This is a genomic window from Methylobacterium sp. JK268 (assembly GCF_054052225.1).
Map to the genome: position 1 here is coordinate 90,341 of NZ_JBSVZN010000006.1, position 22,391 is coordinate 112,731.

25 protein-coding genes are annotated in these 22,391 nt (G+C 72.7%); 8 read left to right on the top strand and 17 right to left on the bottom strand.

Going from position 1 to position 22,391, the window contains the following annotated elements; all coding sequences use genetic code 11:
- The first annotated feature begins 116 nt into the window (after positions 1–116).
- A complete protein-coding gene (locus tag ACW9J6_RS08160; RefSeq protein WP_457115956.1) occupies positions 117–362 on the top strand; it encodes a hypothetical protein in 246 nt (81 codons plus the stop codon).
- Between the two features lie 20 nt (positions 363–382).
- Positions 383–1,165 carry a 2-keto-4-pentenoate hydratase gene (locus ACW9J6_RS08165; RefSeq protein WP_457115957.1) on the top strand — a complete coding sequence of 261 codons (783 nt, stop codon included), beginning with the start codon at positions 383–385 and terminating at the stop codon, positions 1,163–1,165.
- Here the strand turns inward: ACW9J6_RS08165 and ACW9J6_RS08170 are convergent.
- The 8 genes from ACW9J6_RS08170 to ACW9J6_RS08205 all read right to left on the bottom strand — a co-directional run bounded on the left by ACW9J6_RS08170 (position 1,146) and on the right by ACW9J6_RS08205 (position 10,340).
- On the bottom strand, positions 1,146–1,601 hold the full coding sequence (locus ACW9J6_RS08170) for a PTS sugar transporter subunit IIA (RefSeq protein ID WP_457115958.1): 456 nt from the start codon (positions 1,599–1,601) through the stop codon (positions 1,146–1,148). The two genes, ACW9J6_RS08165 and ACW9J6_RS08170, sit on opposite strands and share 20 nt — an antisense overlap.
- Complete coding sequence (locus ACW9J6_RS08175; protein ID WP_457115959.1) at positions 1,598–2,293, bottom strand: response regulator; 696 nt, start codon at positions 2,291–2,293, stop codon at positions 1,598–1,600. The genes ACW9J6_RS08170 and ACW9J6_RS08175 overlap by 4 nt, the downstream gene beginning before the upstream one ends.
- Before the next feature lie 4 nt (positions 2,294–2,297).
- The gene (locus tag ACW9J6_RS08180) at positions 2,298–5,012 is read right to left on the bottom strand and encodes an ATP-binding protein (RefSeq protein WP_457115960.1); all 2,715 of its coding nucleotides are present in this window, start codon (positions 5,010–5,012) and stop codon (positions 2,298–2,300) included.
- A 22-nt stretch (positions 5,013–5,034) separates the two neighbouring features.
- A complete protein-coding gene (locus ACW9J6_RS08185; protein WP_457115961.1) occupies positions 5,035–5,640 on the bottom strand; it encodes a K(+)-transporting ATPase subunit C in 606 nt (201 codons plus the stop codon).
- A gap of 266 nt (positions 5,641–5,906) precedes the next feature.
- The gene (kdpB, locus tag ACW9J6_RS08190; RefSeq protein WP_457115962.1) at positions 5,907–8,018 is read right to left on the bottom strand and encodes a potassium-transporting ATPase subunit KdpB; all 2,112 of its coding nucleotides are present in this window, start codon (positions 8,016–8,018) and stop codon (positions 5,907–5,909) included.
- Positions 8,019–8,318: 300 nt separating this feature from the next.
- Positions 8,319–8,516, bottom strand: coding sequence for a hypothetical protein (locus tag ACW9J6_RS08195; protein ID WP_457115963.1), 198 nt, complete (start codon positions 8,514–8,516; stop codon positions 8,319–8,321).
- Between the two features lies 1 nt (position 8,517).
- Complete coding sequence (kdpA, locus tag ACW9J6_RS08200) at positions 8,518–10,233, bottom strand: potassium-transporting ATPase subunit KdpA (protein WP_457115964.1); 1,716 nt, start codon at positions 10,231–10,233, stop codon at positions 8,518–8,520.
- A 17-nt stretch (positions 10,234–10,250) separates the two neighbouring features.
- Positions 10,251–10,340: a K(+)-transporting ATPase subunit F gene (locus ACW9J6_RS08205; protein ID WP_457115965.1), complete on the bottom strand. Its 90-nt coding sequence runs from the start codon at positions 10,338–10,340 to the stop codon at positions 10,251–10,253.
- 418 nt (positions 10,341–10,758) lie between these two features.
- On the opposite strand from ACW9J6_RS08205, the gene ACW9J6_RS08210 reads away from it, so the two are divergent.
- Complete coding sequence (locus ACW9J6_RS08210; RefSeq protein ID WP_457115966.1) at positions 10,759–10,980, top strand: hypothetical protein; 222 nt, start codon at positions 10,759–10,761, stop codon at positions 10,978–10,980.
- A gap of 54 nt (positions 10,981–11,034) precedes the next feature.
- Here ACW9J6_RS08210 and ACW9J6_RS08215 read toward each other — a convergent pair whose 3' ends face one another.
- On the bottom strand, positions 11,035–12,453 hold the full coding sequence (locus ACW9J6_RS08215) for an FAD-binding oxidoreductase (protein WP_457115967.1): 1,419 nt from the start codon (positions 12,451–12,453) through the stop codon (positions 11,035–11,037).
- 270 nt (positions 12,454–12,723) lie between these two features.
- Between ACW9J6_RS08215 and ACW9J6_RS08220 the strand changes: the two genes are divergently transcribed.
- Entirely contained in the window at positions 12,724–13,278 is a 555-nt protein-coding gene (locus ACW9J6_RS08220) for a thioesterase family protein (protein WP_457115968.1), read from the top strand.
- Positions 13,279–13,363: 85 nt separating this feature from the next.
- Positions 13,364–13,948, top strand: a complete 585-nt coding sequence (locus ACW9J6_RS08225) for a prepilin peptidase (protein ID WP_457115969.1) — start codon at positions 13,364–13,366, stop codon at positions 13,946–13,948.
- A gap of 14 nt (positions 13,949–13,962) precedes the next feature.
- Here ACW9J6_RS08225 and ACW9J6_RS08230 read toward each other — a convergent pair whose 3' ends face one another.
- Together ACW9J6_RS08230 and ACW9J6_RS08235 are read right to left on the bottom strand one after the other, a co-directional pair.
- Entirely contained in the window at positions 13,963–14,724 is a 762-nt protein-coding gene (locus ACW9J6_RS08230) for a TIGR04222 domain-containing membrane protein (RefSeq protein WP_457115970.1), read from the bottom strand.
- A gap of 33 nt (positions 14,725–14,757) precedes the next feature.
- Complete coding sequence (locus tag ACW9J6_RS08235) at positions 14,758–16,149, bottom strand: TAXI family TRAP transporter solute-binding subunit (RefSeq protein WP_457115971.1); 1,392 nt, start codon at positions 16,147–16,149, stop codon at positions 14,758–14,760.
- A gap of 15 nt (positions 16,150–16,164) precedes the next feature.
- Between ACW9J6_RS08235 and ACW9J6_RS08240 the strand changes: the two genes are divergently transcribed.
- Complete coding sequence (locus ACW9J6_RS08240; protein WP_457115972.1) at positions 16,165–16,764, top strand: regulatory protein RecX; 600 nt, start codon at positions 16,165–16,167, stop codon at positions 16,762–16,764.
- A gap of 4 nt (positions 16,765–16,768) precedes the next feature.
- Here the strand turns inward: ACW9J6_RS08240 and ACW9J6_RS08245 are convergent, their stop codons facing one another.
- From ACW9J6_RS08245 to ACW9J6_RS08255, 3 genes are all read right to left on the bottom strand, one after another.
- A complete protein-coding gene (locus tag ACW9J6_RS08245; protein ID WP_457115973.1) occupies positions 16,769–17,032 on the bottom strand; it encodes a hypothetical protein in 264 nt (87 codons plus the stop codon).
- A 120-nt stretch (positions 17,033–17,152) separates the two neighbouring features.
- The gene (locus tag ACW9J6_RS08250; protein WP_457115974.1) at positions 17,153–17,359 is read right to left on the bottom strand and encodes a hypothetical protein; all 207 of its coding nucleotides are present in this window, start codon (positions 17,357–17,359) and stop codon (positions 17,153–17,155) included.
- Positions 17,360–17,460: 101 nt separating this feature from the next.
- The gene (locus ACW9J6_RS08255) at positions 17,461–17,772 is read right to left on the bottom strand and encodes a hypothetical protein (protein WP_457115975.1); all 312 of its coding nucleotides are present in this window, start codon (positions 17,770–17,772) and stop codon (positions 17,461–17,463) included.
- A gap of 182 nt (positions 17,773–17,954) precedes the next feature.
- Between ACW9J6_RS08255 and ACW9J6_RS08260 the strand changes: the two genes are divergently transcribed.
- On the top strand, positions 17,955–18,158 hold the full coding sequence (locus tag ACW9J6_RS08260; protein WP_457115976.1) for a hypothetical protein: 204 nt from the start codon (positions 17,955–17,957) through the stop codon (positions 18,156–18,158).
- An 18-nt stretch (positions 18,159–18,176) separates the two neighbouring features.
- Here the strand turns inward: ACW9J6_RS08260 and ACW9J6_RS08265 are convergent, their stop codons facing one another.
- The 3 genes from ACW9J6_RS08265 to ACW9J6_RS08275 form a co-directional block, all read right to left on the bottom strand.
- The gene (locus tag ACW9J6_RS08265; protein WP_457115977.1) at positions 18,177–19,052 is read right to left on the bottom strand and encodes a dienelactone hydrolase family protein; all 876 of its coding nucleotides are present in this window, start codon (positions 19,050–19,052) and stop codon (positions 18,177–18,179) included.
- A gap of 259 nt (positions 19,053–19,311) precedes the next feature.
- Positions 19,312–19,800 (bottom strand): lipocalin-like domain-containing protein, encoded by a 489-nt coding sequence (locus ACW9J6_RS08270; RefSeq protein ID WP_457115978.1) that lies wholly within the window; start codon positions 19,798–19,800, stop codon positions 19,312–19,314.
- Positions 19,801–20,014: 214 nt separating this feature from the next.
- Positions 20,015–20,989 (bottom strand): c-type cytochrome, encoded by a 975-nt coding sequence (locus tag ACW9J6_RS08275; protein WP_457115979.1) that lies wholly within the window; start codon positions 20,987–20,989, stop codon positions 20,015–20,017.
- A 466-nt stretch (positions 20,990–21,455) separates the two neighbouring features.
- Between ACW9J6_RS08275 and ACW9J6_RS08280 the strand changes: the two genes are divergently transcribed.
- On the top strand, positions 21,456–22,376 hold the full coding sequence (locus tag ACW9J6_RS08280) for a hypothetical protein (protein ID WP_457115980.1): 921 nt from the start codon (positions 21,456–21,458) through the stop codon (positions 22,374–22,376).
- The last annotated feature ends 15 nt before the right edge of the window (positions 22,377–22,391 follow it).

Consider the following 22,391-nt stretch of genomic DNA (forward strand, 5'->3'; position numbering starts at 1 on the left):
GCGCCCTCCTAACGAGAGACTGATGCGGTTGGGTCCCTCTCCGTCTCGATCCCTTATGCGGTCGCGACGAGATTGCAGGGGCGGCCCCGAGAGGACCGCGCGAACCCCATCGTCCCATGCTCGAACCGCTGCCTCTCCCCCTCGAACCCGCCGCCCTCCACGCCGCGTCGCCGCGGGCGAGCCTCCCGGCCTTCCTCATCGGCCAGGACCATCTCGGGCGCTGGGTCGCCCTCGCCACACACGGGCGCGCGGGCGGCCTGTTCCGCAGCCGCCGGGACGCGCTCCACTACGCTGAAGGCGAGACCGGGCGGCGTCCCGACGCGGTCGCGCTCTCGGCCGAGCCGATCGAGTTCCGAATCTGAGCGAGGTCCGGGAGGATCCCATGCCCCTCGTTCCCTCCGCCATCGAGGCGTTCGGGCTGCACCTCGCCGCCGCGCGCCGCGCCGGAGCCGTCGCCACCCGCCTCGATCTCGGCCGCCTCGCGAATCTCGAGGAGGCAGAGGCCGTGGCGGAGGCGGCCCTGCACTACTTCGGCGGCACGCCCGCCGGCTACGTGCTCGCCGCCACGAACCCCCTCGCGGCGCGCCAGCTCGGCTGCCGCGAGCCGGTCGCCGCGCCCCTGCTGCGCGAGGCTCTCCTCCCGGAGGGCGTGCGGTATCGGCTGCCGCTCGGGCTCATCGGCGCCGGCGCGGGCTTCTGCCTCCGGCTCGGCCGGCCCTTCCCGGTCGACGGCGAGCCGCTCACGACGGAGAGGGCGGCCGCGGCTTGCCTCTCCTGTCACCTCGACCTCCACCTGCTCGGGCGCCGGGTGCCGGGCAGCCCGCCCCTCGACGAGCGGGCCGCCACCGCCGATCTCGGCCTCGACGTCGTCCATGTCCTCGGTCCGCGCGTCGCCCTCGGGCGGGATCGCGACCTCGCCGGGGCCGCCGTCGCGCTCGCCGTCGACGGGAACGTGCTCGCCACCGGACGGGGCGCGGACAGCCTCGGCGGACCGCTCGCGGCGCTGGTCTGGCTCGCCCGACGCCTCGCCGCGCAGGGCCGCGGCCTCGATGCCGGCGACGTCGTCGCGACCGGCAGTTGCACGGCCCTGGTCCAGGTGCTGCCCGGTCAGCGCCTCCGGGCCGATTTCGGCGGCCTCGGCGCGCTCACCCTGGCAACGGCCTGACCGGCGCCGGGCCCGCGAAGGCCAGCGCGAGCTGCGCCGGGTCCCGCGCTGCCCGCATCGCGGCGGCGGCGCCCGGCTCGCGCAGGCGCCGCGCCACCCCGGCGAGAGCGGCGGGGCCTGCATCCTCCGGCAGGAGCAGCAGCACGACCAGGTCGACCGGCCGGTCGTCCACCGCCTCGTAGGGGATCGCGTTGCGCAGGGAGGCGACGAGCACGAAGGAGCGGGCGAGGCCGGGGAGCCGCGCGTGGGGCAGGGCGAGGCCGCCGCCGATGCCGGTCGAGCCGAGCGCCTCGCGACACCGGAGCGCTTCGCGGATCCGCTCCGCGTCAAGTCCGGTCGCGCGGGACGCCCGCCGGGACAGCTCCTCCAAGAGGGCGTCCTGGCCGCCCACGCGCAGGGCCACCACCGCGTCGTCGGGCGGGACGCGGTCGCTCACGGCCGGGGCGCGTCGTCGGGCGCCCGCAGCCGGTAGCCGATTCCGGTCTCCGTGAGCAGGATCCGCGGGCGCTCCGGATCCGCTTCGAGCTTCTGGCGCAGCTGGCGCATGTAGACCCGCAGGTATTGCGGCTCGGAATTCACGCAGACCTGATCCATCAGCTGCGCGTGGGTCATGGCCTTGCCGGCATTCTGCACCAGCACGCGCAGAAAATCGTACTCGCGCGGGGTGAGCTTCACCTCGGCCCCGTTCACCCGGACGATGCGGCGCACGAGGTCGACGCTGAGCCCGTCCACCACGAAGACCGGCCGCTCCCCCTGCTGGGCGAGCTGGTGGCGGAGCGCCGTGCGCAGCCGCGCCAGCAACTCGCCCATGCCGAAGGGTTTGGTCACGTAGTCGTCCGCCCCGAGGTCGAGGGCCTCGACCTTGCCGGACTCGTCGGTGCGGCTCGACAGCACCACCACCGGCAGGTCGCGGTGGCTCTCGCGCAGGCGCCGCAGCAGCTCGAGGCCGCGGATGTCCGGCAGGCCGAGGTCGAGGATCACGAGATCGACCCGCTCCTCGCCCAGGATCTCGAGCGCCCGGCGGGCGTTCGGCGCCTCCAGCACCGCGTAGTCCTGGGTGGCGAGGCCGGTGCGCAGCAACTTGCGGATCGGCGGTTCGTCGTCGATGACGAGGATCTGGATGCTCATGACCTCACGCGGCGATGGTCGGGGCGGCGTCCCGGGCCGGGACCGGGAGCATCAGGGTGAAGACCGCGCCCGCCCGGTCGCGGCGGTTCGCGGCGGTGAGCGTGCCGCCCATCGCCTCGACGAAGCCGCGGGCGATGGCGAGACCCAGCCCCGTCCCGGCCCGCACCCGGTCGCCCTTCCGGACGCGGTAGAACTTGTCGAAGATGCGCTCGATGTCGGCCTCGGGGAGGCCCTCGCCCTCGTCGAGCACCTGCAGGCGCAGGATCGCCCCCTCCCCCCGGCCGCGGATCGTCACGGTCGTGCCCTCGGGGGCGTACTTGGCGGCGTTGTCGAGGAGGTTCACCAGCACCTGCTCGAACAGCACCGGGTCGAGGCGCAGGAGCGGCAGGTCGGGGGAGAGATCCAGCGCCACCCGGTGGCCGGCGAGCGCCCCCTCGCTCCGCCGCAGGGCCGTCGCCACGATCTCCCCGACATCCTGGGGCCCGAGGTTCGGCGCCACCGCGCCGGCCTCCAGCCGCGTCATGTCGAGGAGGTTGGCGATGAAGCGATTGAGCCGCTCCGATTCGGCGATGACCGTCGCCAGGAGGTCGCCCTTCGCCTCCGCCGGCAGGGCGGCATCGAGGTCGCGCAGGGTCGTCGCCGCACCGAGCACGGAGGCCAGCGGCGTGCGCAGGTCGTGGGAGATCGAGGTGAGCAGGGCCTGGCGCAGCCGGTCGGTCTCGGCGGCGCGCTCGGCCCGGTCGAGGTCCTGCACGAGGCGCACCCGCTCGATGGCGAGCGCCCCCATGTCGGCCAGCGCGTCGAGGAGGCGGCGGCCTTCCGGCGTCAGGATCGGGCCCGCCCCGTCCGCGTCGAGCCCGATCACCCCGATCGTGCCGCGCCCCGTGCGCATCGGCAGGAACAGGCGCTTGGCGCCCGGGAGCGTGTCGGCGCCCCGTCCCGCCGGCCGATCGTTGTCGAATGCCCATTTCGCCGCCGCCACGTCCGCCTCGTCGAGGCGATCCTCGGGCGGGTAGCCGGCCTGAACCGAGAGGCGCCCGGCCTCCGGCAGGAGCAGCACGACCCGAACCTTCAGCATCGCGGCCACCTGCGCGCAGGTCGCCCAGAGCACGTCGTCGAGGGTGCCGCAGCCCGCGAGCTTGCGCGAGAAGCCGTAGAGCCGCTCGGTGGCGCGGGCGCGACCTTGCGCCACCGCGGCCATGCGCTGCGAGCGCGACGCGAGGTTCGAGACCAGCACCGCCACCAGGGTGAAGAGCACGAAGGCCGCGACGTTGGTCGGGTCGGCGATGGTGAAGGTGTAGACCGGCGGCAGGAAGAAGAAGTTGTAGGCGAGCGAGGCGGCGACGACGGCCAGCAGCGAGGGGCCGAGCCCGTAGCGCACCGCCACCGCCACCACGGAGGTGAGCAGGAACAGGTCGGCGTTCTCGACGCCGAGATAGGGTTCGCCGAGGAGCGCCGCGCCGAGCGCGAGGCTCACCGCCAGGAGCGCGATCCCGTAGGGGCGCGGCGCGAGGGCGGAGGAGGGGGCGGCCGTCGCGACCGTCTTGCGCGGGACGGGCGGCGCCTCCGCGGCCTCGCCCGCCACCACGTGGACGCTGATCACGCCTGAGCGCCGCACGAGGTCGTGCACCACCGAGCCGTTGACGAGTTCGAACAGGCGCGAGCGGTCCGACTTGCCCACCACCACGTGGTTGACGTTGGCCGAGCGCGCATAGGCCAGGATGTCGTCGGCGATGCGCCGCCCGCCCGGGACCGTCACCGCGTCGCCTCCGAGGCGGTCGGCGAGGCGCAGCGTGTCCGCGACCCGGTCGCGCTCGGCCTCGCTCAGGGCGAGGCTGCGCGGCCCCTCGACGGCGAGCGCCGTCCAGGGCGCGTGCAGCCGGTCGGCGAGGCGCTTGGCGTAGCGCACCAGCCCGGCCGCGCGCGGATCCTCGCTGACGCAGACCAGGACCCGCTCCCCCGCGCCCCAGGGACCCGCGATGGCGTTGGCCCGCATGTGGCTGAGAAGTTCGTCGTCGACGCGGTCGGCGGTGCGCCGCAGCGCCAGTTCGCGCAGAGCCGTCAGGTTGCCCCGCGAGAAGTAGTGGCGCAGTGCCCGCTCGGCGTTGGCCGGCACGTAGACCTTGCCGTCCTTCAGACGCTGGATCAGGTCGTCCGGGTTGAGGTCCACCACCTCGATATCGTCGGCCCGGTCGAGCACCCCGTCCGGCACCGTCTCGCGCACGCGGATGCGGGTGATGGAGGCGACGACGTCGTTCAGGCTCTCCACGTGCTGGATGTTGAGGGTGGTGAGCACGTCGATGCCGGCATCGAGCAGTTCCTCGACGTCCTGGTAGCGCTTCGGGTGGCGCGAGCCCGGGGCGTTGGTGTGGGCGAGTTCGTCGACGAGGGCGATCCGCGGCCCGCGGGCGAGGAGCGCGTCGAGGTCCATCTCCTCCAGCACGGCGCCGTGATAGGGCACGCGCCGCCGCGGGATCACCTCGAACCCGTCGAGGAGGGCCTCGGTCTCGGCCCTTCCGTGGGTCTCGACCACGCCCACCACCACGTCGAGGCCGGCCGCGCGCTTCGCCCGCCCGATCGTCAGCATCTCGTAGGTCTTGCCGACGCCGGGCGCCGCCCCGAGGAAGACCTTGAGGCGCCCGCGCGCGCCCTCCTCCCGGCGCGCGGCGGCGAGCAGCGCGTCGGGCGAGGGGCGGGCAGGGTCGCGGGGCGTGGACATGTCCGGGAGCGTGGCGCGGCGCCTAGTTGCGGGCAAGCCCGTCGAGAGCGAGGTTGAGGGCGAGCACGTTCACCCGGGCCTCGCCGAGAAGGCCGAGGCTGCGGCCCTGCACCTGCCCCGCCACGAGGGCGCGCAGGCGATCCTCCGGGAGATTGCGGGCCCGGGCGATGCGCGGCACCTGGAACAGGGCGGCCTCGGGGGAGATGTCGGGATCGAGGCCCGAGCCGCTGGTGGTGACGAGGTCGACCGGGACCGGCGCGCCGGGATTCTCGGCCTTGAGCCGCGCGACGTCGGCCTTGACCCGGTCGGCGAGGGCGGCGCTCGTCGGGCCGAGGTTGGAGCCGCCGGAATTCGCCGCGTTGTACGGGGCCGGCACGGTCTTCGACGCGTCGGCCGGATCGGGGGCCGTGGTGGCGGAGGGCCGGCCCTGGAAATAGCGCTCGCTCGCGAAGGACTGGCCGATCAGGGCGGAGCCGACAACCGTCCCATCGCGCGCGACGAGGCTGCCGGCGGCCTGGGCCGGGAACAGCAGGCCCGCGAGCCCCGTCATGGCGAGCGGGTAGGCGAGGCCGGTGAGGAGCGTCAGGGCGACGCCGACGACCAGGGTGGGGCGAAGGTGCTGCAGCATGGGAGTGGCTTTCGGATGGACGAAGTGTTGACGTCTCGGAGAGATTGGCAGGTAACCTTCCTCACACACTCCCCTTTTCCGGACGACTGAAGCGACAGCGGAAGGAGATCCGGAAACCAGCACGGGAATCTGCCGCGGAGCGGCTCTGCTTTTGCACCGTTGCATTAAGGCGGTCGCTTCGCGTCTTCCTGTGCTGGTTTCCGGGTCGCATTCCGCTGGCGCTGCATGCGCCCGGAAAAGGGGCGCCAGAGTGAGGAGGGTGAGGTTCAGGCCAGGTGCAGGGCGCTGACCGCGAGGTCGATGAGCTTGATCCCCGCGAAGGGCACCAGGATGCCGCCCAACCCGTAGATCAGCAGGTTGCGCCGCAGCAGCGCGGCCGCGCCGATCGCCCGATAGGGCACGCCCCGCAGCGCCAGCGGGATCAGCGCCACGATGATCAGGGCGTTGAAGATGATCGCCGATAGGATCGCGCTCTGCGGCGAGGCCAGCCCCATCACGTTGAGCGCCTGGAGCTGCGGGTAGAGCACCACGAACATCGCCGGGATGATGGCGAAGTACTTCGCCACGTCGTTGGCGATCGAGAAGGTGGTGAGTGCGCCGCGGGTCATCAGCAGCTGCTTGCCGATGCCGACGATCTCGATGAGCTTGGTCGGGTCGGAATCGAGGTCGACCATGTTGCCGGCCTCGCGGGCCGCCACGGTGCCGGTGTTCATGGCGACGCCGACATCGGCCTGGGCCAGGGCGGGCGCGTCGTTGGTGCCGTCGCCGCACATGGCGACGAGCTTGCCCTCGGCCTGCTCCCGGCGGATCAGCGCCAGCTTGTCCTCCGGCGTCGCCTGGGCGAGGAAGTCGTCGACCCCCGCCTCGGCCGCGATGGCGGCCGCGGTCATCGGGTTGTCCCCGGTGATCATCACCGTGCGGATGCCCATCCGGCGCAGCTCCGCGAAGCGCTCGCGGATGCCGCCCTTCACGATGTCCTTCAGGGCCACGACGCCGAGGAGCCGCCCGTCCCGGGCCACCGCGAGCGGCGTGCCGCCGGCCTTGGCGATCTCCTCCGCGATCGCGCGGATCTCCGCCACCGCCGTGCCCTCGACCTCCGGCCGGAACGCCAGCGCCGCGTTCGAGCCCCGGCTCGCCGCGGGGGGGCCGGCCAGGGAGGCGATGATGGCATCGACCGCCCCCTTGCGGATCGAGGACCCGTCGAGGTCGACCCCCGACATCCGCGTCTGCGCGGTGAAGGGCACGAAGGTGGCGTTGAGGCCGCTCATGTCGCGGGCGCGGATCCCGTGGATCTCCTTGGCGAGGACCACGATGGAGCGGCCCTCCGGGGTCTCGTCGGCCAGCGAGGCGAGCTGGGCCGCGTCGGCGAGGTCCTGCGCCGAGACGCCCCGCACCGGGTGGAAGGCGGTGGCCTGCCGGTTACCGAGCGTGATCGTGCCGGTCTTGTCGAGGAGGAGCGTGTCGACGTCGCCCGCCGCCTCGACCGCCCGGCCGGACATGGCGAGAACGTTGAAGCGCACCAGCCGGTCCATGCCGGCGATGCCGATCGCCGACAGGAGCGCCCCGATCGTGGTCGGGATCAGGGTCACGAACAGCGCGACCAGCACCACGACCGGGATCGCCCCGCCCGCATAGGCGGCGAAGCTCGGGATCGAGGCCACCGCGAACACGAAGATGAGCGTGAGCCCGGCGAGCAGGATGTTCAGCGCGATCTCGTTCGGGGTCTTCTGGCGCGCGGCACCCTCGACGAGGGCGATCATCCGGTCGACGAAGGTCGAGCCCGCCGCCGCGGTGATGCGCACCCGGATCCAGTCCGAGAGCACCTGCGTGCCGCCCGTGACCGCCGAGCGGTCACCGCCGGATTCGCGGATGACGGGCGCCGACTCGCCCGTGATCGCCGCCTCGTTGACCGAGGCGACGCCCTCGATCACCTCGCCGTCGGAGGGGATGAGGTCGCCCGCCTCGACCAGCACCACGTCGCCGACTTTGAGGCCGGTGCCGGGCACGACCCGGGACACGCCGCGGGGGCCGCCCGGCAGGGCGGCGGGGCCGGTCAGGAGCTTGGCAGTCGTCTCCGTGCGGGTGCGCCGCAGGGACTCGGCCTGCGCCTTGCCGCGGCCCTCCGCGATCGCCTCGGCGAAGTTGGCGAACAGCACCGTGAACCACAGCCAGAGGATGATCTGGCCGGTGAACAGGAGGTTCGGCGCGCCCGCGGCGAGGTCGCGGACGAACAGGATCGTGGTGAGCGCGGCGACCGCCTCGACCACGAACATCACCGGGTTCTTGATCAGGAGGCGTGGGTCGAGCTTGCGGACCGCGCCGATGAGCGCTGGGCCGACGAGGGCGGCGCTGAGGAGGGAGGAGGTCTGGCGGGGCATGAGGGTTGTCCGAAAGGGAAAGGGGTGAAGGCCTGGAAGAGGCTTTTGGAAAGTTCACATCCTTCTCCCCCTTTTCCGGGCGCATGCAGCGCCAGCGGAATGCGACCCGGAAACCAGCACAAGACTCCGCGAGGCGACTGCTTTGAGCGCCCTGGTCGATCAGGAGCCGCTTCGCGGCGAGTCCTTGCGCTGGTTTCCGGATCTCCTTCTGCTGTCGCTTCAGTCGTCCGGAACAGGGGAGGAGGCGGACATGGAAGCCTGAAGATTCTGTCCCGATACTTGATGGGTGAGGCCGCGCGGTCAGGGCGCGAGGCCGCGCCCGGCGAGCAGGATGGCGGCGGAGAGCGCGAGGGCGCCGAGCAGGCTGACCCCCACCATCGCCAGCACCACGTCGAGCGTGCGGGGCGGGGCCGTCCCGGCTCGCGGCCGGTGCAGGGCGAGGCCCCGGCGCAGGGCGGCGCGCCGGCGCGCCGCCCTCAGCGTGACGATGTCCGCCATCTCAGCCTCCCGTGGCGAAGGTCTGGCCGGCCGCGCCGGCGAGGTGCTCGACGATCGGGCCGAGCGCCAGGGCCGGGAAGAAGGTCAGGCCGCCGATGATCAGGATCACGCCGACGAGGAGGCCGACGAAGAGGCCGCCGTGGGTCGGGAAGGTGCCGGCGGAGGCGGGCACCGTCTTCTTGGCCGCGAGCGAGCCCGCGATGGCGAGCGCCGGGATCTTCACGAAGAAGCGCCCGACCAGCATGCCGATCGCCAGCGTGGTGTTGTAGAACAGGGTGTTGCCGGAGAGGCCCGCGAAGGCCGAGCCGTTGTTCGCCGCCGCCGAGGTGTAGGCGTAGAGGATCTCCGTGAAGCCGTGCGGGCCGGCATTGGCGGGCCCCGCGAGCCCGGCCGACAGCACGGTGGCGAGCGCGGTGAAGCCCAGCATCATCAGCGGCAGACAGAGGATGCCGAGCATCGCCATCTTCACCTCCTTGGCCTCGATCTTCTTGCCGAGGTACTCGGGAGTGCGGCCGACCATCAGTCCGGCGACGAAGATCGCCACCACCACGAAGATCAGCATGCCGTAGAGGCCCGCGCCGACGCCGCCGACGATGATCTCGCCGAGCTGCATGTTGACGAGCGGGACGAGGCCGCCGAGCGCCGTGAAGGAATCGTGCATGGCGTTGACGGCGCCGCAGGAGGCCGCGGTGGTGACCACCGCGAACAGGGCCGAGGCGGCGATGCCGAAGCGGACCTCCTTGCCCTCCATGTTGCCGCCCGACAGGCCGAGCGCGGAGAGGACGGGGCTGCCATTCGCCTCTGCCCAGTAGGTCAGTGCGGTGCCGGCGAGGAACAGCACGCCCATGGCGGCGAGCAGCGCCCAGCCCTGGCGCTCGTCGCCGACCATGCGCCCGAAGACGTTGGTGAGCGCCGCCCCGATCGCGAAGATCGAGACCATCTGGACGAAGTTCGACAGGGCGGTCGGGTTCTCGAACGGATGCGCCGCGTTGGCGTTGAAGAAGCCGCCGCCGTTGGTCCCGAGCATCTTGATCGCCACCTGACTCGCCACCGGCCCGAGCGCGATCGTCTGCTTGGCGCCCTCCAGCGTGGTGGCGTCCGCGTAGGCGCTGAGCGTCTGCGGCATCCCCTGCCAGACCAGGAACAGCGTGTAGGGAATGCAGAGCGGCAGCAGCACGTAGAGGGTGGCCCGGGTGAGGTCGACCCAGAAGGAGCCCAGCGTGCGCGTCGAGGCCCGGGCGAAGCCGCGGATCAGGGCCACCGCGGCGGCGATGCCGGCCGCCGCCGAGAGGAAGTTCTGATGGGTGAGCCCCAGCATCTGGGAGAGGTAGGAGAGCGTGCTCTCGCCCCCGTAATTCTGCCAGTTGGTGTTGGTGATGAAGCTCGTCGCCGTGTTGAAGGCGAGGTCGGGCGCCACCGCCCCCTGCTCGGCCGGGTTCCAGGGCAGCGCGCCCTGCAGGCGCAGGATGCCGTACAGCACCAGGAAGCCGAAGACGTGGAACAGCACCAGGGCGCCCGCGTAGCCGAGCCAGGTCTGTTCCTGGCGGGCGTCGAGACCGGCGGCCCGATAGAGGACGCGCTCGATGGGCGCGAGGAGCGGGGACAGGAAGGTCCGCTCTCCCGTGAAGACGCGCGTCATGTAGAGGCCGAGGGGCCTGACGAGCGCCAGGACGACCGCGCAATAGAGCGCGATCTGGATCCAACCGTTGAGGGTCATGGCAAGTCTCTCGTCCCTCAGAACCGCTCGGGGCGGAGGAGGGCGTAGGTGAGGTAGACGAGGAGCCCCGCCGTCACGAGGGCGCCGAGCGCGAGATCGAGGGTCATCGCGCGCCCTCAGAGACGGTCGCAGAGGGCGACGAAGCCCGCCGAGACGGCGAAGAACGCCAGTCCCGCCGCGACGAAGACGATGTCGAGCATGGTTGTTGTCCGATCAGGTCGGCCCTTGCACTCCGGACGACTGCGTCCGGCGGGTTGGCCGTCGCGGAAGATGGTGCGGGAGCCCGTTAGGAATCGAGACGAACCGGGGGACGATCTTATAAAGGACGCATAAGGATGCGGCCGGGGAGCCCGCGCCCGCGCGCCCGCTGGGCCGGGCCGTCAGGCCCGGACGCGGGTGGATTCGATCGGCGTCTAGGGCTATTTACCTTTGTTGGGGGCGGCCACTCAGGTAACGGCTGTGACGGATCCGGTGACCCATTGCCTGCGCAGGCTCGACCACGCCTCTTTCCTCACGGATACGGGCGTGACGGCCCTCATCGCCGACGCCCTGGACGAGCTCGAATCGGCCTTCGGCCGTCCCGCGGAGTGCATCGTGGCGCTTGAGGCCGTGCTGCACGGCTACGACGATCGCTCGCGTGCAAGGCGCGGCGATCCCGTCCATCGCTTCCTCGTCGCGATGATCGATCGCCGCCAGGGCGCCCTGTCGACCTCCGACGGCCGGTGGGGGCGGCGCGCGGTGAGGTGAGCGCGCCGCGACCCCTCCCCCCTCTGCGGGGGAGGGTGATGGCGCCCCTTGCCGTCAGAACGCCACGACCTTCCCCGGATTCATGATGTTGTCCGGGTCGATCGTCCGCTTGAGGCTGCGCATCAGGTCGAGGGCGGCGGGGCCGTGCTCGATCTCCATGAAGCGCATCTTCTTCTGGCCGATGCCGTGCTCGCCCGTGCAGGTCCCCTCCATGGCGATCGCCCGGGCGACGAGGCGCTCGATGAAGCCGGTGACCCGGGCGATCTCGTCGGGGTCGTCCATCATCACCAGCGGCGAGGTGTGGAAATTGCCGTCCCCGACATGGCCGGCGATCGGCGCGATGATCCCGCTCTCCACGATGTCGCGCTTGGTCGCGTCCACGCACTCGGCGAGCCGCGAGATCGGCACGCAGACGTCGGTGGCGATCACCTTGGCGCCGGGCCGCATCCCGCTCGCGGCCCAGTAGACGTCGTGGCGGGCCTGCCAGAGGCGCGAGCGCTCCTCCGCCTTCGTGGCCCACTCGTAGGGGCCGCCCCCGAATTCCGCGGCGATCTCGCCGAACCGCTCCGCCTGCTCGGCGACGCCGGCCTCCGAGCCGTGGAACTCGACCAGCAGCAGCGGCGTCTCGGGCAGGGTGAGCTTCGAGTAGGCATTGCAGGCCGCGACCTGCACCTCGTCGAGGAGCTCGATCCGCGCCACCGGCAGACCCGACTGGATGGTCATGATCACCGCGTCGGCGGCGGCCTTGATGGTCGGGAAGGGGCAGACGCCCGCCGAGATCGCCTCCGGGATCCCGGCGAGGCGCAGCGTCAGCTCCGTGATGATCCCGAGCGTGCCCTCCGAGCCGACGAGGAGCCGCGTCAGGTCGTAGCCCGCCGAGGATTTGCGCGCGCGCGAGCCGGTGCGGACGATCTCGCCGTTCGGCAGCACGGCGGTGAGCGCCAGCACGTTGTCCTTCATGGTGCCGTAGCGCACCGCGTTGGTGCCCGAGGCCCGCGTTGCCGCCATGCCGCCGAGCGAGGCATCCGCGCCCGGATCGATGGGGAAGAACAGCCCCTGGTCCCGCAGGTGCTCGTTCACGGCCTTGCGGGTCACGCCCGGCTGCACCACGCAGTCCAGGTCCTCCGCGTGCACGGCGAGCACCCGGTTCATCTCCGAGAGGTCGATCGAGACGCCGCCGTAGGGCGCGTTCACGTGGCCCTCGAGCGAGGTGCCGGTGCCGAAGGCGACCACCGGCATCCGGTGCGCCGCGCAGATCCGGACGATCGCCTGCACGTCCTCGGTGGATTGCGCGAAGACCACCGCGTCCGGCGGCTGGTTCGGCACCCAGGTGAGCGTGCTGCCGTGCTGCTCGCGCACGGCCTGCGACGTGACGAGGCGGTTCCCGAACTGCGCGGCCAGCGCGGCCGTGACCGCCGCCACGGTCTCCGGGCTCGCGCGCTCGCGGGAGGGGGCAGGGCTCGGTGCGTTCATGTTTCCTCACTCTCCTCCCGGTCCGCGTCCGGCGCGTTGCGGCGTCCGGCTCGTCTCCCACGCCTCCTACGCGCCCTTCACCCGCCTGTCACACCACTTGCGGCACAATGTCGCCGGTGCCGGATTGTTGTGCAAATATCACGGTCAAGCCTTGGCCAGCCAGCTTGGCCGCATAGGACCGGTCTTCCCGGGGGGTAGACCTTTCGGATGAGCGTGCTACCCCGGATGCCGTTGACCTGAGATCCCCCCGCGCCTGCCCGGAGGCCCCCCATGGCAGACGAGCGTCACGCCTCGGTGTTCTTCTTCGCGCCGTTCGTCTCCTCGACGATGCCGATCGAACCTGGCTGGATCGACTATAACGGCCATCTCAACATGGCCTATTACCATGTTCTCTTCGACCGAGCGGTCGACGAGGCCTTCGAGATCGTCGGCCTGGGACCCGAATACATCGAGGAGCGGCGGGCCACCATCTTCGCCGCGGAGGTCCACGTGCGCTACCGGCGGGAGCTGGTGCTGGAGGACCGCGTGCGGGTCACCCTGCAACTGGTCGATTTCGACGAGAAGCGGATCCACTTCTACTCCGAGATCCGGCACGCCCAGGAGGGCTGGGTGGCGGCGGCCTCCGAGACGCTGTCGCTTCACGTGGATGCGACCACCCGCCGGGTGGCGCCCTTCCCGCCCGACATCCTGACGAACCTCGCGGTGATGAAGGCCTGTCACGCCCGCCTGCCGCGGCCGGAGGATCTCGGACGCAGCGTCGGAATCCCGCGCCGGATCCGGAGGCAGGACGACGCGGTCGCGGCTTTGGCCGGCGCCCGGCACTGAGTCGGAGCTCCCGCCGGCACCGCGGGGATCCGCGCTTGACCCCGATCCGTCACGCTCCGGCCTCTGCCGCGACCCGGCTTCGAGGATGATTCCGCCCGCCGCCGAACCCGTGGCGACCCTCCCGCCCGCCCGCCGGGCGGGACGCTGGATCCTGCCGCTCTGCCTGCTCCTCATCGGTCCGGCCCTCTGGCTCGGCCCCGCCCCGGTGCCGGCCGCGGCCCTCGTCCTGGCGCTGCTCCTGGCGACGGCGCAGGTGGTCTGGCAGGACGTGGCGAGCCTGACCATCGCGGACGGCGCGGTCCTGGCGATCGGCCTTGCCGGCGCGGTCGCCCGGCTGCCCGCGGGCGGGACCGCCGGGGAGGGGGCGGCGCTCCTCCTCGACGCCCTGCTCGGCGGCGGCGCGATCTGGCTCGTGCGCGAGGCCTATTACCGGCGCCGCGGCCACGACGGGATCGGTCTCGGCGATGTGAAGCTCTCCGCGGCCGGGGGCCTGCTCGTCGGCCCGGAAGGCTTCGCCTGGGCCCTCCTGCTCGCGAGCCTCGCGGGCCTCGCCCTCGTGGGGATCGGCCGCCTGCGGGCGCGACCCCTGCGGCGGACCGACAAGATTCCCTTCGGAGCCCTCCTGGCCCCCGCCCTGCTGGCGATCTGGCTCTGGGCCGGCCCGCCCTGAGCCGGCGCCGGCGGTCAGCCGCTCCCGTCACCCCCGCGCAGAAAGGCGGCGAAGCCCGCGAGGTCGGTGCCCGCGAGCGCCAGCACCCCGGACACTGCGAAGGCGAACAGCACCTCGTCGGGGCGCGGCGCCCGCGCGGCGCGCGCCTGCCGCGCGCGGTAGGCGCGGACGACCCGGTCGCCCGCCCGGGTGCGCCGGAGCGGGCGCAGCAGCGCCGTGCCGCCGAGGAGACCGGTCGCGACCGTGAGGAGAGCCAGGGGACCGGCCGGGCGGCCGCGGGCGAGGGCGAGGGCCGTCCCGGCCGCCCCGAGGGCCACGACCGCCCCGAGGATCGCGATCCCGGCGAGGCGGGTCCGTTGCAGCCGCGCCGGCGCCGGCGCGACCCCGCGCGCCGCGAGTTCCGCAGCGAGCCGCGCCAGCGGATCGCCGAGGGACGCGGTCAGCTCCGCCCGGCTGCGGTCCCCGGGCCCGGGCCGAAGCGGTTCGAGCTGTGCCGGGAGCGGCGGCCGGTGGGGCCAGACCAGGAGCCGCTGCCCGGCCGGCGCCACCGACGCGCCCCCGCGCGCCACCAGGGCGAGCGCCACGAGGTCGGCTGCCCGCTGCGGGCCCGCTGCCAGGTAGGCGAGGTCGAGGAGCCCGATCCCGGGGCCGGCCGGGAGCTCGGCGGAGCCTCGGCAGGCGCTGCGCAGGACGAGGACGAGGACCAGCGCCGCACAGGCGAGCGCGCCGTAGAGGGCGACGAGCGGCGGCCCCGTCCAGTCGAGGGAATCGGCCATTGCGTGGGAGACCTGCGGAGGGAGGGCGCGGGATCAGGCGCCCGGCGCGTGCAGCGTCAGCAGCTGCGCCGAGCGCTCCCGCGACGGTGCGTCATCGCGGCCGCGGCGGCAATCGGCGATGGCCGCGCGGGCGGCATCGACCGCCAGGATCAGCGCGCTCATCGTGCGGATGTCCGTGTCGTGCGCCCTTGCGTGGCCGACGACGTCGACCACGAGGCCGTCGATCTCGACCGCGAGCGCATCGAGGGTCGCGAGGTCGGACGCCGCCCGGGCCTCCGACAGGATGCCGAGCAGCCGGTCGAGCACCCCGTCGATGCGGGCGCGCTTCTCGCGGGCGAGGCGCTGGCCGATCCAGGCGCCGGCCGAGCCGAGGCCGCCGCCGAAGAAGGCCACGAGGTAGATCCAGTCCTCGTAGCGCTGCAGGAAGGTCTGCTGCTCGCGCTCGTAATAGTCGACGGCGCCCGGGTGGTTGGGGAGCCGGGCGCTGGTCGCGGCCACCGAGCTGTCGAAGTCGGGCGCCTTGACGAGATTGGCCGCGGTGGTGCGGGCGGCGAGCCGCGAGCGCAGCTCGAACAGGTGCTGGGTCACCCGCGCGGCGGTGTCGCGGTCGAGGGAGGCGCGGGCCATCAGCCGGTAGGAGGCTCCCACCGTGTGCACCTCCTCGGCCGGGCGCTTGGGACGGCCCCCGAAGGTGCCGGCCGGGATCGTCACGGTCTGGAGCTCGGGCAGCCGCTGGAGGATCGCGTCGCCGTCGGGCACCGCCACGAGGTCGGCGCTGTGCTCGGGCGCCGCGGCCTCGACGGCGCGCACCACGTGCCCGGCCCAGCGGGAGGAGGGGGCGGCGATCACCGCCACCGCGTCGACGCGCCCGCTCGCCACCGCCGCCGTCACCTCCTCGGCCCGCAGCGGCACCAGGGCCACGGTCCCGGGCGTCCCGGCCCGATCGGCCGGCGCGGCCGCGAGGTCGTAGTAGGTCAGGAGGCTGGTCACGAAGGGCAGGTCCGCCCCGTGCCGCCCGACGAGGCCGAGTCGCTTGCCCGTCAGGCCCGGGACATCGGTGATGCCGGCGGCTTTCGGCGCGGCCACCACGAGCGCCTCGTCGTGGAGGATCGCCAGGGTCAGGCCGTTCTCCGGGAGCTTGACGTCCGGCCGCACCACCGCGAGGTCGGTGCGGCCCTCCTGCAGGGCCGCGGCGCTGTCGCGCACGTCGTCGTAGGGCACGACCTTGAGGCGTATATCCTCCTGACCCCGGGCGAGCGCCTCCGCGTAGGCTTCGATCAGCCGCGCCTCGACGCCGTCCCGCGGCCCCACCGCCACCCGCAGGGTGGTCGGGCGGGTCATCACGAAGACCAGGGCCGCGAGCGCCGCCATCACCAGGCAGCCGGCCAGCAGAAAGGTGTCGCGCCTGTGGAATATCCCGGACATCGCGCCTCGCACCGGATGCGGACCAGAACCCCGGAGGACCCGTCCGCGATCCCGGCGACGAGAGACAATGCCGACCGGGATGGCGGAAAGACGGCGCGGGCCCCGACCGCCGCCGCGCTGGAGCGGTCGGCCCTGGCCTATCTCGAGCGCTACGGCGCCTCGACCGCGATGCTGCGGCGGGTGCTGCTGCGCCGGGTCGAGTCCCGCTGCCGCCTGCGGCAGGAGGACCCGGCCGCCTACGCCCCGCTCGTCGAGGAGGTCGTGGCCAAGGCCGTCCGGGCCGGCCTCGTGGACGACGCGGCCTTCGCGGATGCCAAGGTGCGCAGCCTGCGCCGCCGCGGCGGCTCCGCCCGGGCGATCGAGGCGCGGCTCGCCGCGAAGGGTGTCGACCGCGACACGGTCCGGGCGGCGCTTGCCGCCCACGGCGAGGAGGCCGGGAGCGACGACGAGGAGGCGGCCGCGCGGGCGCTGGCCCGTCGGCGCCGCCTCGGCCCCTGGCGACGCGCCGAGGCGCGGGCCGAGGCCCGCGAGCGGGACGTCGCCGCGCTGGCACGGGCGGGGTTCGCGCCAAGCCTCGCGCGCCGGGTGATCGACGGCGAGGGAGAGGCGCCCTGACGGATCAGAGCGGGCGCGCCCGGAGGATCGCCGCGCGCACGGCGTTCCGGCGCGCCGTGGCGATGATCGTCTCGTCCGCGACGACGGTCCGCGCCCAGTCGTGCGCCGCGATCGCCGCCGCGATGTCGAGCCGGATCCCGCGGGCGATCTCCCGCGGGCCGGGCCGCGGATCGGAGAAGTAGGCCGTCACGGCCGCGCTCAGATCTTGGTCGGTCAGCGAGCGGGCCTTGAACAGGTCGGCCAGCGTGGGAGCCTCGGTGCCGGTCATCCGCGCCCTCCGTCGCAAGCAGCCGGCCCATCCGCCGGCCGTCCATCCCTGCCCATCCGGCGTTTCAGCAGGATTGCGTCCGGCGGTTCCCGTGTTGCGTGGGCGCAAGGATCGGAGGCCTCAGTGCCCCTCGTTGCGGTAGACGCAGCTGCGGCCGGTATCCTCGTAGCCGCCCGGACAGGACCGCACGCAGGCGCCGGCCGCGAACTTCGTGCCGGGCGGACAGGAGCCGGTTTGCGCCGGCGCGGGACCGGGACGGCCGGTGAGGACCAGCGCCGCGGCGAGGATCAGGACCGAGACGGCGACGCATCGGAGGAGGACGCGCATGGACGTTCCTTCAGGGCGGTGACGGCGTGCCCCCTACTCGGCCTTTTCTCCCTGCGGACCGGTCTGCGCCGGTTCCCGCTCCGGCTCATTCACCTGGATCCTCACCCACGCCGGCCGCCGACCGCGCGATAGGGCCGCAGCCGCGCGTTCAGGATCTTGCGGCCGGAGACCTGCCGCTCGTCGCGGACGGCCGGGCGGTCGTCGTGCGGCCGGCCGTCTTGCGCGCGCAGGCGCTCGGCGGCGGCGAGGGGGACGATCGCCAGGCCGGCGGAGGCCAGAGCATCCCCGTAGGCGGCGATCGCCGCGCGGGCGAAGGCCTCCGCGTCGGCCGGCTCCAGGCCGTACGGGACGTCGAGGCGGAGGTCGAGGTCGCGGATCGCCTTCGCGACGAGCCGTGCGATGACGGTGCTCATGACCACCTCACTCGAGTTGCGCCGGCGCAGACATGAGGCCAGGCTGTGACCCCGCCATGGCGGCCGGCGCCCGATCGGTGCGCTGGCGCACACACCGCGCCCCGGCCGGCCGGATGCGCGATCGATCGAACCCGCGGGCCGCTGCGCCGGTTATCAGCGAAGCATGGGAAGGAACTCCGGTGATGCTGGGCATTCTGGGCACGCGTCTGCGCGGGCGGATCGTCGAGATCGGTACCTACGGCCTCGCCCGCTACGCGCGGATGAGCAACGGCGACACGATCTGGTGGGGCTCGGAGGAGGAGGTTCCCGAGGAGGTCGCCCGCGCGGCGGGGGATCTCGACGCCGCGCACCAGCCGGCCGCGGCGGCCACCCGCGCCGCCGCCTGATCCGGCCCGGCGGGGCCGTCAGGCCACGCCGTGCTCCCGGAACCACGTCCGCATCCGCTCCCAGCCGTCCTTCGCCGGCCCGGGCCGGTAGCTCGGGCGGTAGTCGGCGTTGAAGGCGTGGGGCGTGTCCGGATAGACGACGAGGTCGCAGGTCTTGCCCGCCTGGGCACAGGCCTGCCGCATCGCGTCCACGGTCGCGACCGGGATGCCCTGATCCGCCCCGCCGTAGAGGCCCAGCACCGGCGCCTTCAACTCGGCCACGAGATCGGCCGGGTTCTTCGGCTGCAGCGGCGTGGTGTCGCCGGCGAGGCGCCCGTACCACGCGACGGCGGCCTTCAGGGTCGGGTTGTGCTCCGCGTAGAGCCAGGCGATGCGCCCGCCCCAGCAGAAGCCGGTGATGCCGAGCCGCGCGGTGTCGCCATGGCCCGAGGCTTTGGCGAAGGCGACCGTCGCGTCGAGGTCGCCCATCACCTGCGCGTCCGGCACCTTGGCCACGACGTCGCGCATGATCCGGCCCATGTCGGTCATGCCCGAGACGTCACCCTGGCGGGCGTAGAGTTCGGGCGCGACCGCCAGGGTGCCGAGCTTGGCGAGGCGGCGGCAGACATCCTTGATGTGCTCGTGGACGCCGAAGATCTCCTGCACCACCAGCACCACCGGGAAGGGGCCGCCGCTCGCCGGCATGGCGCGGTAGGCGGGGATCGACCCGTCCTGCGTCGGGATCTTGACCTCGCCCGCCTCCAGGCCGGCCGCGTCCGTGGTGATGGCGGTCTGGGCGGCGATGGGCTGGACGGCCATAGCGAAGCCGGTGGCGAGGCTCGTCACCATGATGGTGCGGCGGGACGGCGCGATCTCGGGCGCCAGGCTGCGCAGGTCTGACTCGAAGACGGTCATGCGGGGACTCTCCCGGAGCGCGATGCGGTCCGCTCCTGCGCGCTCAGGTAGGTGAGGGCGGCCTCCGGGAAACCGTCGCCTTGCGCGACCTCACGCAGGCGTGCGCGGCTGCGGCGGTCAGGTTCGGGGCGGGAAGGATCGGTTCGAGCTGGTCGATTGCGAAGCGTGACGCCGCCCAGCCCGATCGAGTGGCGTGATCGATCCCACGACCAGCCACGCCCGTCGTGGGACGCGGCGCGATTCCGTGTCACCAAGCCCTCTACTTGATTCGCTCGAATTCCAGATGAGCCTGGAACGTTTTTCCGTCCGTGTCCTTGATCGGGGCTCCGACCACCTTCAAGGTGGTTGGCGACAATTCCAGAATCGTCCGCTTGAGGGTCGCGCCGTTCCATTGCGGCCAGCTGGACCGTTGGACATGGACCTCGAGGGATCGACTGGCAGCGTCGATCGTGTACGTGCCGTAATAGGCGTTGAAGGGACCGGCCGGGTCGGTCGGAACGGTGCTGGGACGCGCTGGTCTGTCGCCGCCGGAGATCTGGACGCTGATGATGCCGTTCGGGGTGAACTGCAGCATGCCCTGCGGATCGGCGCCCCACGTCTCGCGTCTGCCGCCGTCCGAGAACTGGTCGTAGACGGACGTCATCTTCCAGGAGCCGGCGATGAGTGAAGGATCGAGCGGCTCCGACAGGGCCGGACGCGCCGTCGCGGCGAGAAGCGCGAGCCCGATGGTGAGACGACGGGAGTTCATGCCTGTGAGCTCCGGTTGCACGGGATTGGTGGTGAATGCGGCGCCCTTGGGCGCGGCGACGGAACAGTCTCAGGTCGTCGCTGCTGTGAAGACCCCGGTCCGCTGGCGGCCGGGAGGAGCGTTCAGGGATGCTCCGGTGAGGCGCCCCTGTCCTCGCCCTCCGAATGCGGGCCTGTCCGGTCGGGTCGGGACGCGCGTTTGCTCGCGGGCAGCCCTACGGCGCGAGGCTCGCGAGATAGGCGGCGAGGTCGCGCATCTCGGCCGGCGCGAGGGCCGCGACCTGGACCTTCATCTTCTCCACGGCGGACCCCGTGCGCGCGCCCGACCGGATGTCGAACAATTGCCGGAACAGGTAGCTGGGCGAGCGGCCCGCCAGCGGCGGACCCTCGCCGCCCCGAAGGTCGCTGCCGTGGCAGGCGCCGCAGGGCTGCCGGTCCCCCGCGGCCGTGGCGGCGAGGTCGCGGCCGCGCTGGATCGCACCGGGCGGCACGTAGGCGACGAAGCCGGAGGCGTCGTCCCGCAGGTCGGTGCGGGCGCGGTCCTCCGGCACCTCGACGATGCGCTCGCCGATCGGTTCGCGCGACCCGTCCGCGGCGGCCGCGTAGGCGCTCACGCCGTGGATCTCCGGGCGCGGCACCGTGTCGGTCTCCACGACCCGGATCCAGGGCCGGTAGGGGAGGGCGGCGAAGTAGGCCGCGGCCTCGGCCACCTCGCGCGCGTCGGCGTGTGCGGCGACCTTCAGCATGAGGGCCGGCGCGAGCATCGTCGGCGACGCGCTCCGGCGCGCGCCGTCGCGCATCTCCGCCGTCTGGGCGATGATGTAGGCGGCGGGCAGCCCGGCGAGACCGGCATTCTCCGGCCGGCCCTGCCCGTTCGGGTAGTGGCAGAAGCCGCAGGCGAACAGGTCGGGCTTGCGCCCGTGAGCGACCGAGTCCGGCATGGGCGGGTGGCCCTCCGGATGCCAGTCGACGGCGGTGAAGCGGTCGAGAGTCTGCGTCCGCGTCAGTCCGACCGTGCTGCCGGGCACGTGTCGGACCTCTCCGTCGTCCGTCGGCGGCTTCGGCGGGGCGGGGTTGAGCGGGTAGGCCCAGGCGGGGGGCTCCGGCGGCTCCGATCGCGCGGGCGCCGCGCCGCCGAGGAGCATCAGGACCGCCGCGATCAAGACCGTCCGATTCGATCCAGACACCATGGTGCTGCCTCCAGACATCGTGAAGCCGGCGTGGCGATCCAAGTCCGACGCCCATCCGGGCGTTGAGAATGAACTTCGCGCCTGGATGCGCCGCCGATGCGCGGTGCGTGAGACTTATACTATGCTGACGATAGAACGACTTGCTTCAATCTCTTGATCTCACGGGGAGCATTCATTGCGAAAAGGAAGAGACCGATTCGCAGATCGTCCTCCCTGGATCGAACGTGGCGTTTCTAGCTTGCCTTAAACCGAGATTATCATCGATGTTGCCAGAAGAGATGACGCGGCGACCCGCCATCTCTCCCAGCGCGTCCGATGTGTATCCGCAGATGACCCGGGATCCAATTGCCCCGCGCCACCACGCGCGACTGACTGATACCCGACCGGCACTGCAGGCGGCTGAAAAAGTTTGCGTCTATCCGCGGCGACCACTATCCTCCCGGAAAGGCTATCGTTCCCGGGGGCGATGTTGGAAACGGCGGAGATCGAGCGCCTCGCCGGCGGGCCGCCGCGGCTGACGTTCGAGGACATCGCCAACCACCCGCGTCTGGCCGCGGCGCGGCAAGTCTTCCTCGACCGGTTCCTCGGGCTCTACAGCGGTGATCCGTTCACGGTTCGACTTCTGATCGAGTCGGGGCGGTTCCTCGTCTACCACATCGCGGGCGTGCTCGACGCGGGTGTCGACCCGGCCCGGCGCGAGACCTGGCTCACGGTCACCCGCCTGAAGCGGGAGATGGGCCTGTTCGGCCTGGCGAGCGACCGCCACATCGACACCCTGATCGCCCGGCTGTGCTCGACCGGTTTCATGGAACTCAAGCCGGCCGACCGGGACCGCCGCGTGCGCATCCTGAGGCCCACGGACATGCTCAGGGCGCACGACCGCGAGTGGCTCGCGGCCCATATCGCGCCGCTGGCGCTGCTGTACCCGGAGCACGATTACGGGCCGGTCCTGCGGCGTGACCCGGACGTCCACGCCGCCTACCGGCGGCTGAGCATCGCCTTCCTGCCGCTCGGCGCACGGCTCCTGCTCTCGCTTCCGGACACGATGCTGTTCTTCAACCACGCGGCCGGCGCCGTGGTGCAGGCGGAGTTGCTGCGCACGGCCATGGCCGCGCCGGATTACCCCCACGCCGCCGCGCCCTATGCCGGGATCGGAGACCGCTTCGGCGTCTCGCGGACGCATGTGCGGCAGTTGCTGGCCGCCGCCGAGGCCGCGGGTCTCGTCAGGCTCCACGCGCGCGGCGGCCACCGCGTCGAGATCCTGCCCCGCCACTGGGCGAGCTACGACCGCGGCCTGGCGGCGGGCATGTACCTCCACGACCTCATCCACGTCGCGGTCGAGCGGGCGGCGGCCGTGTCGGAGCGGGTGGAGGCCGCGCTCGCGTAGGAGCGCGGCCGTCCC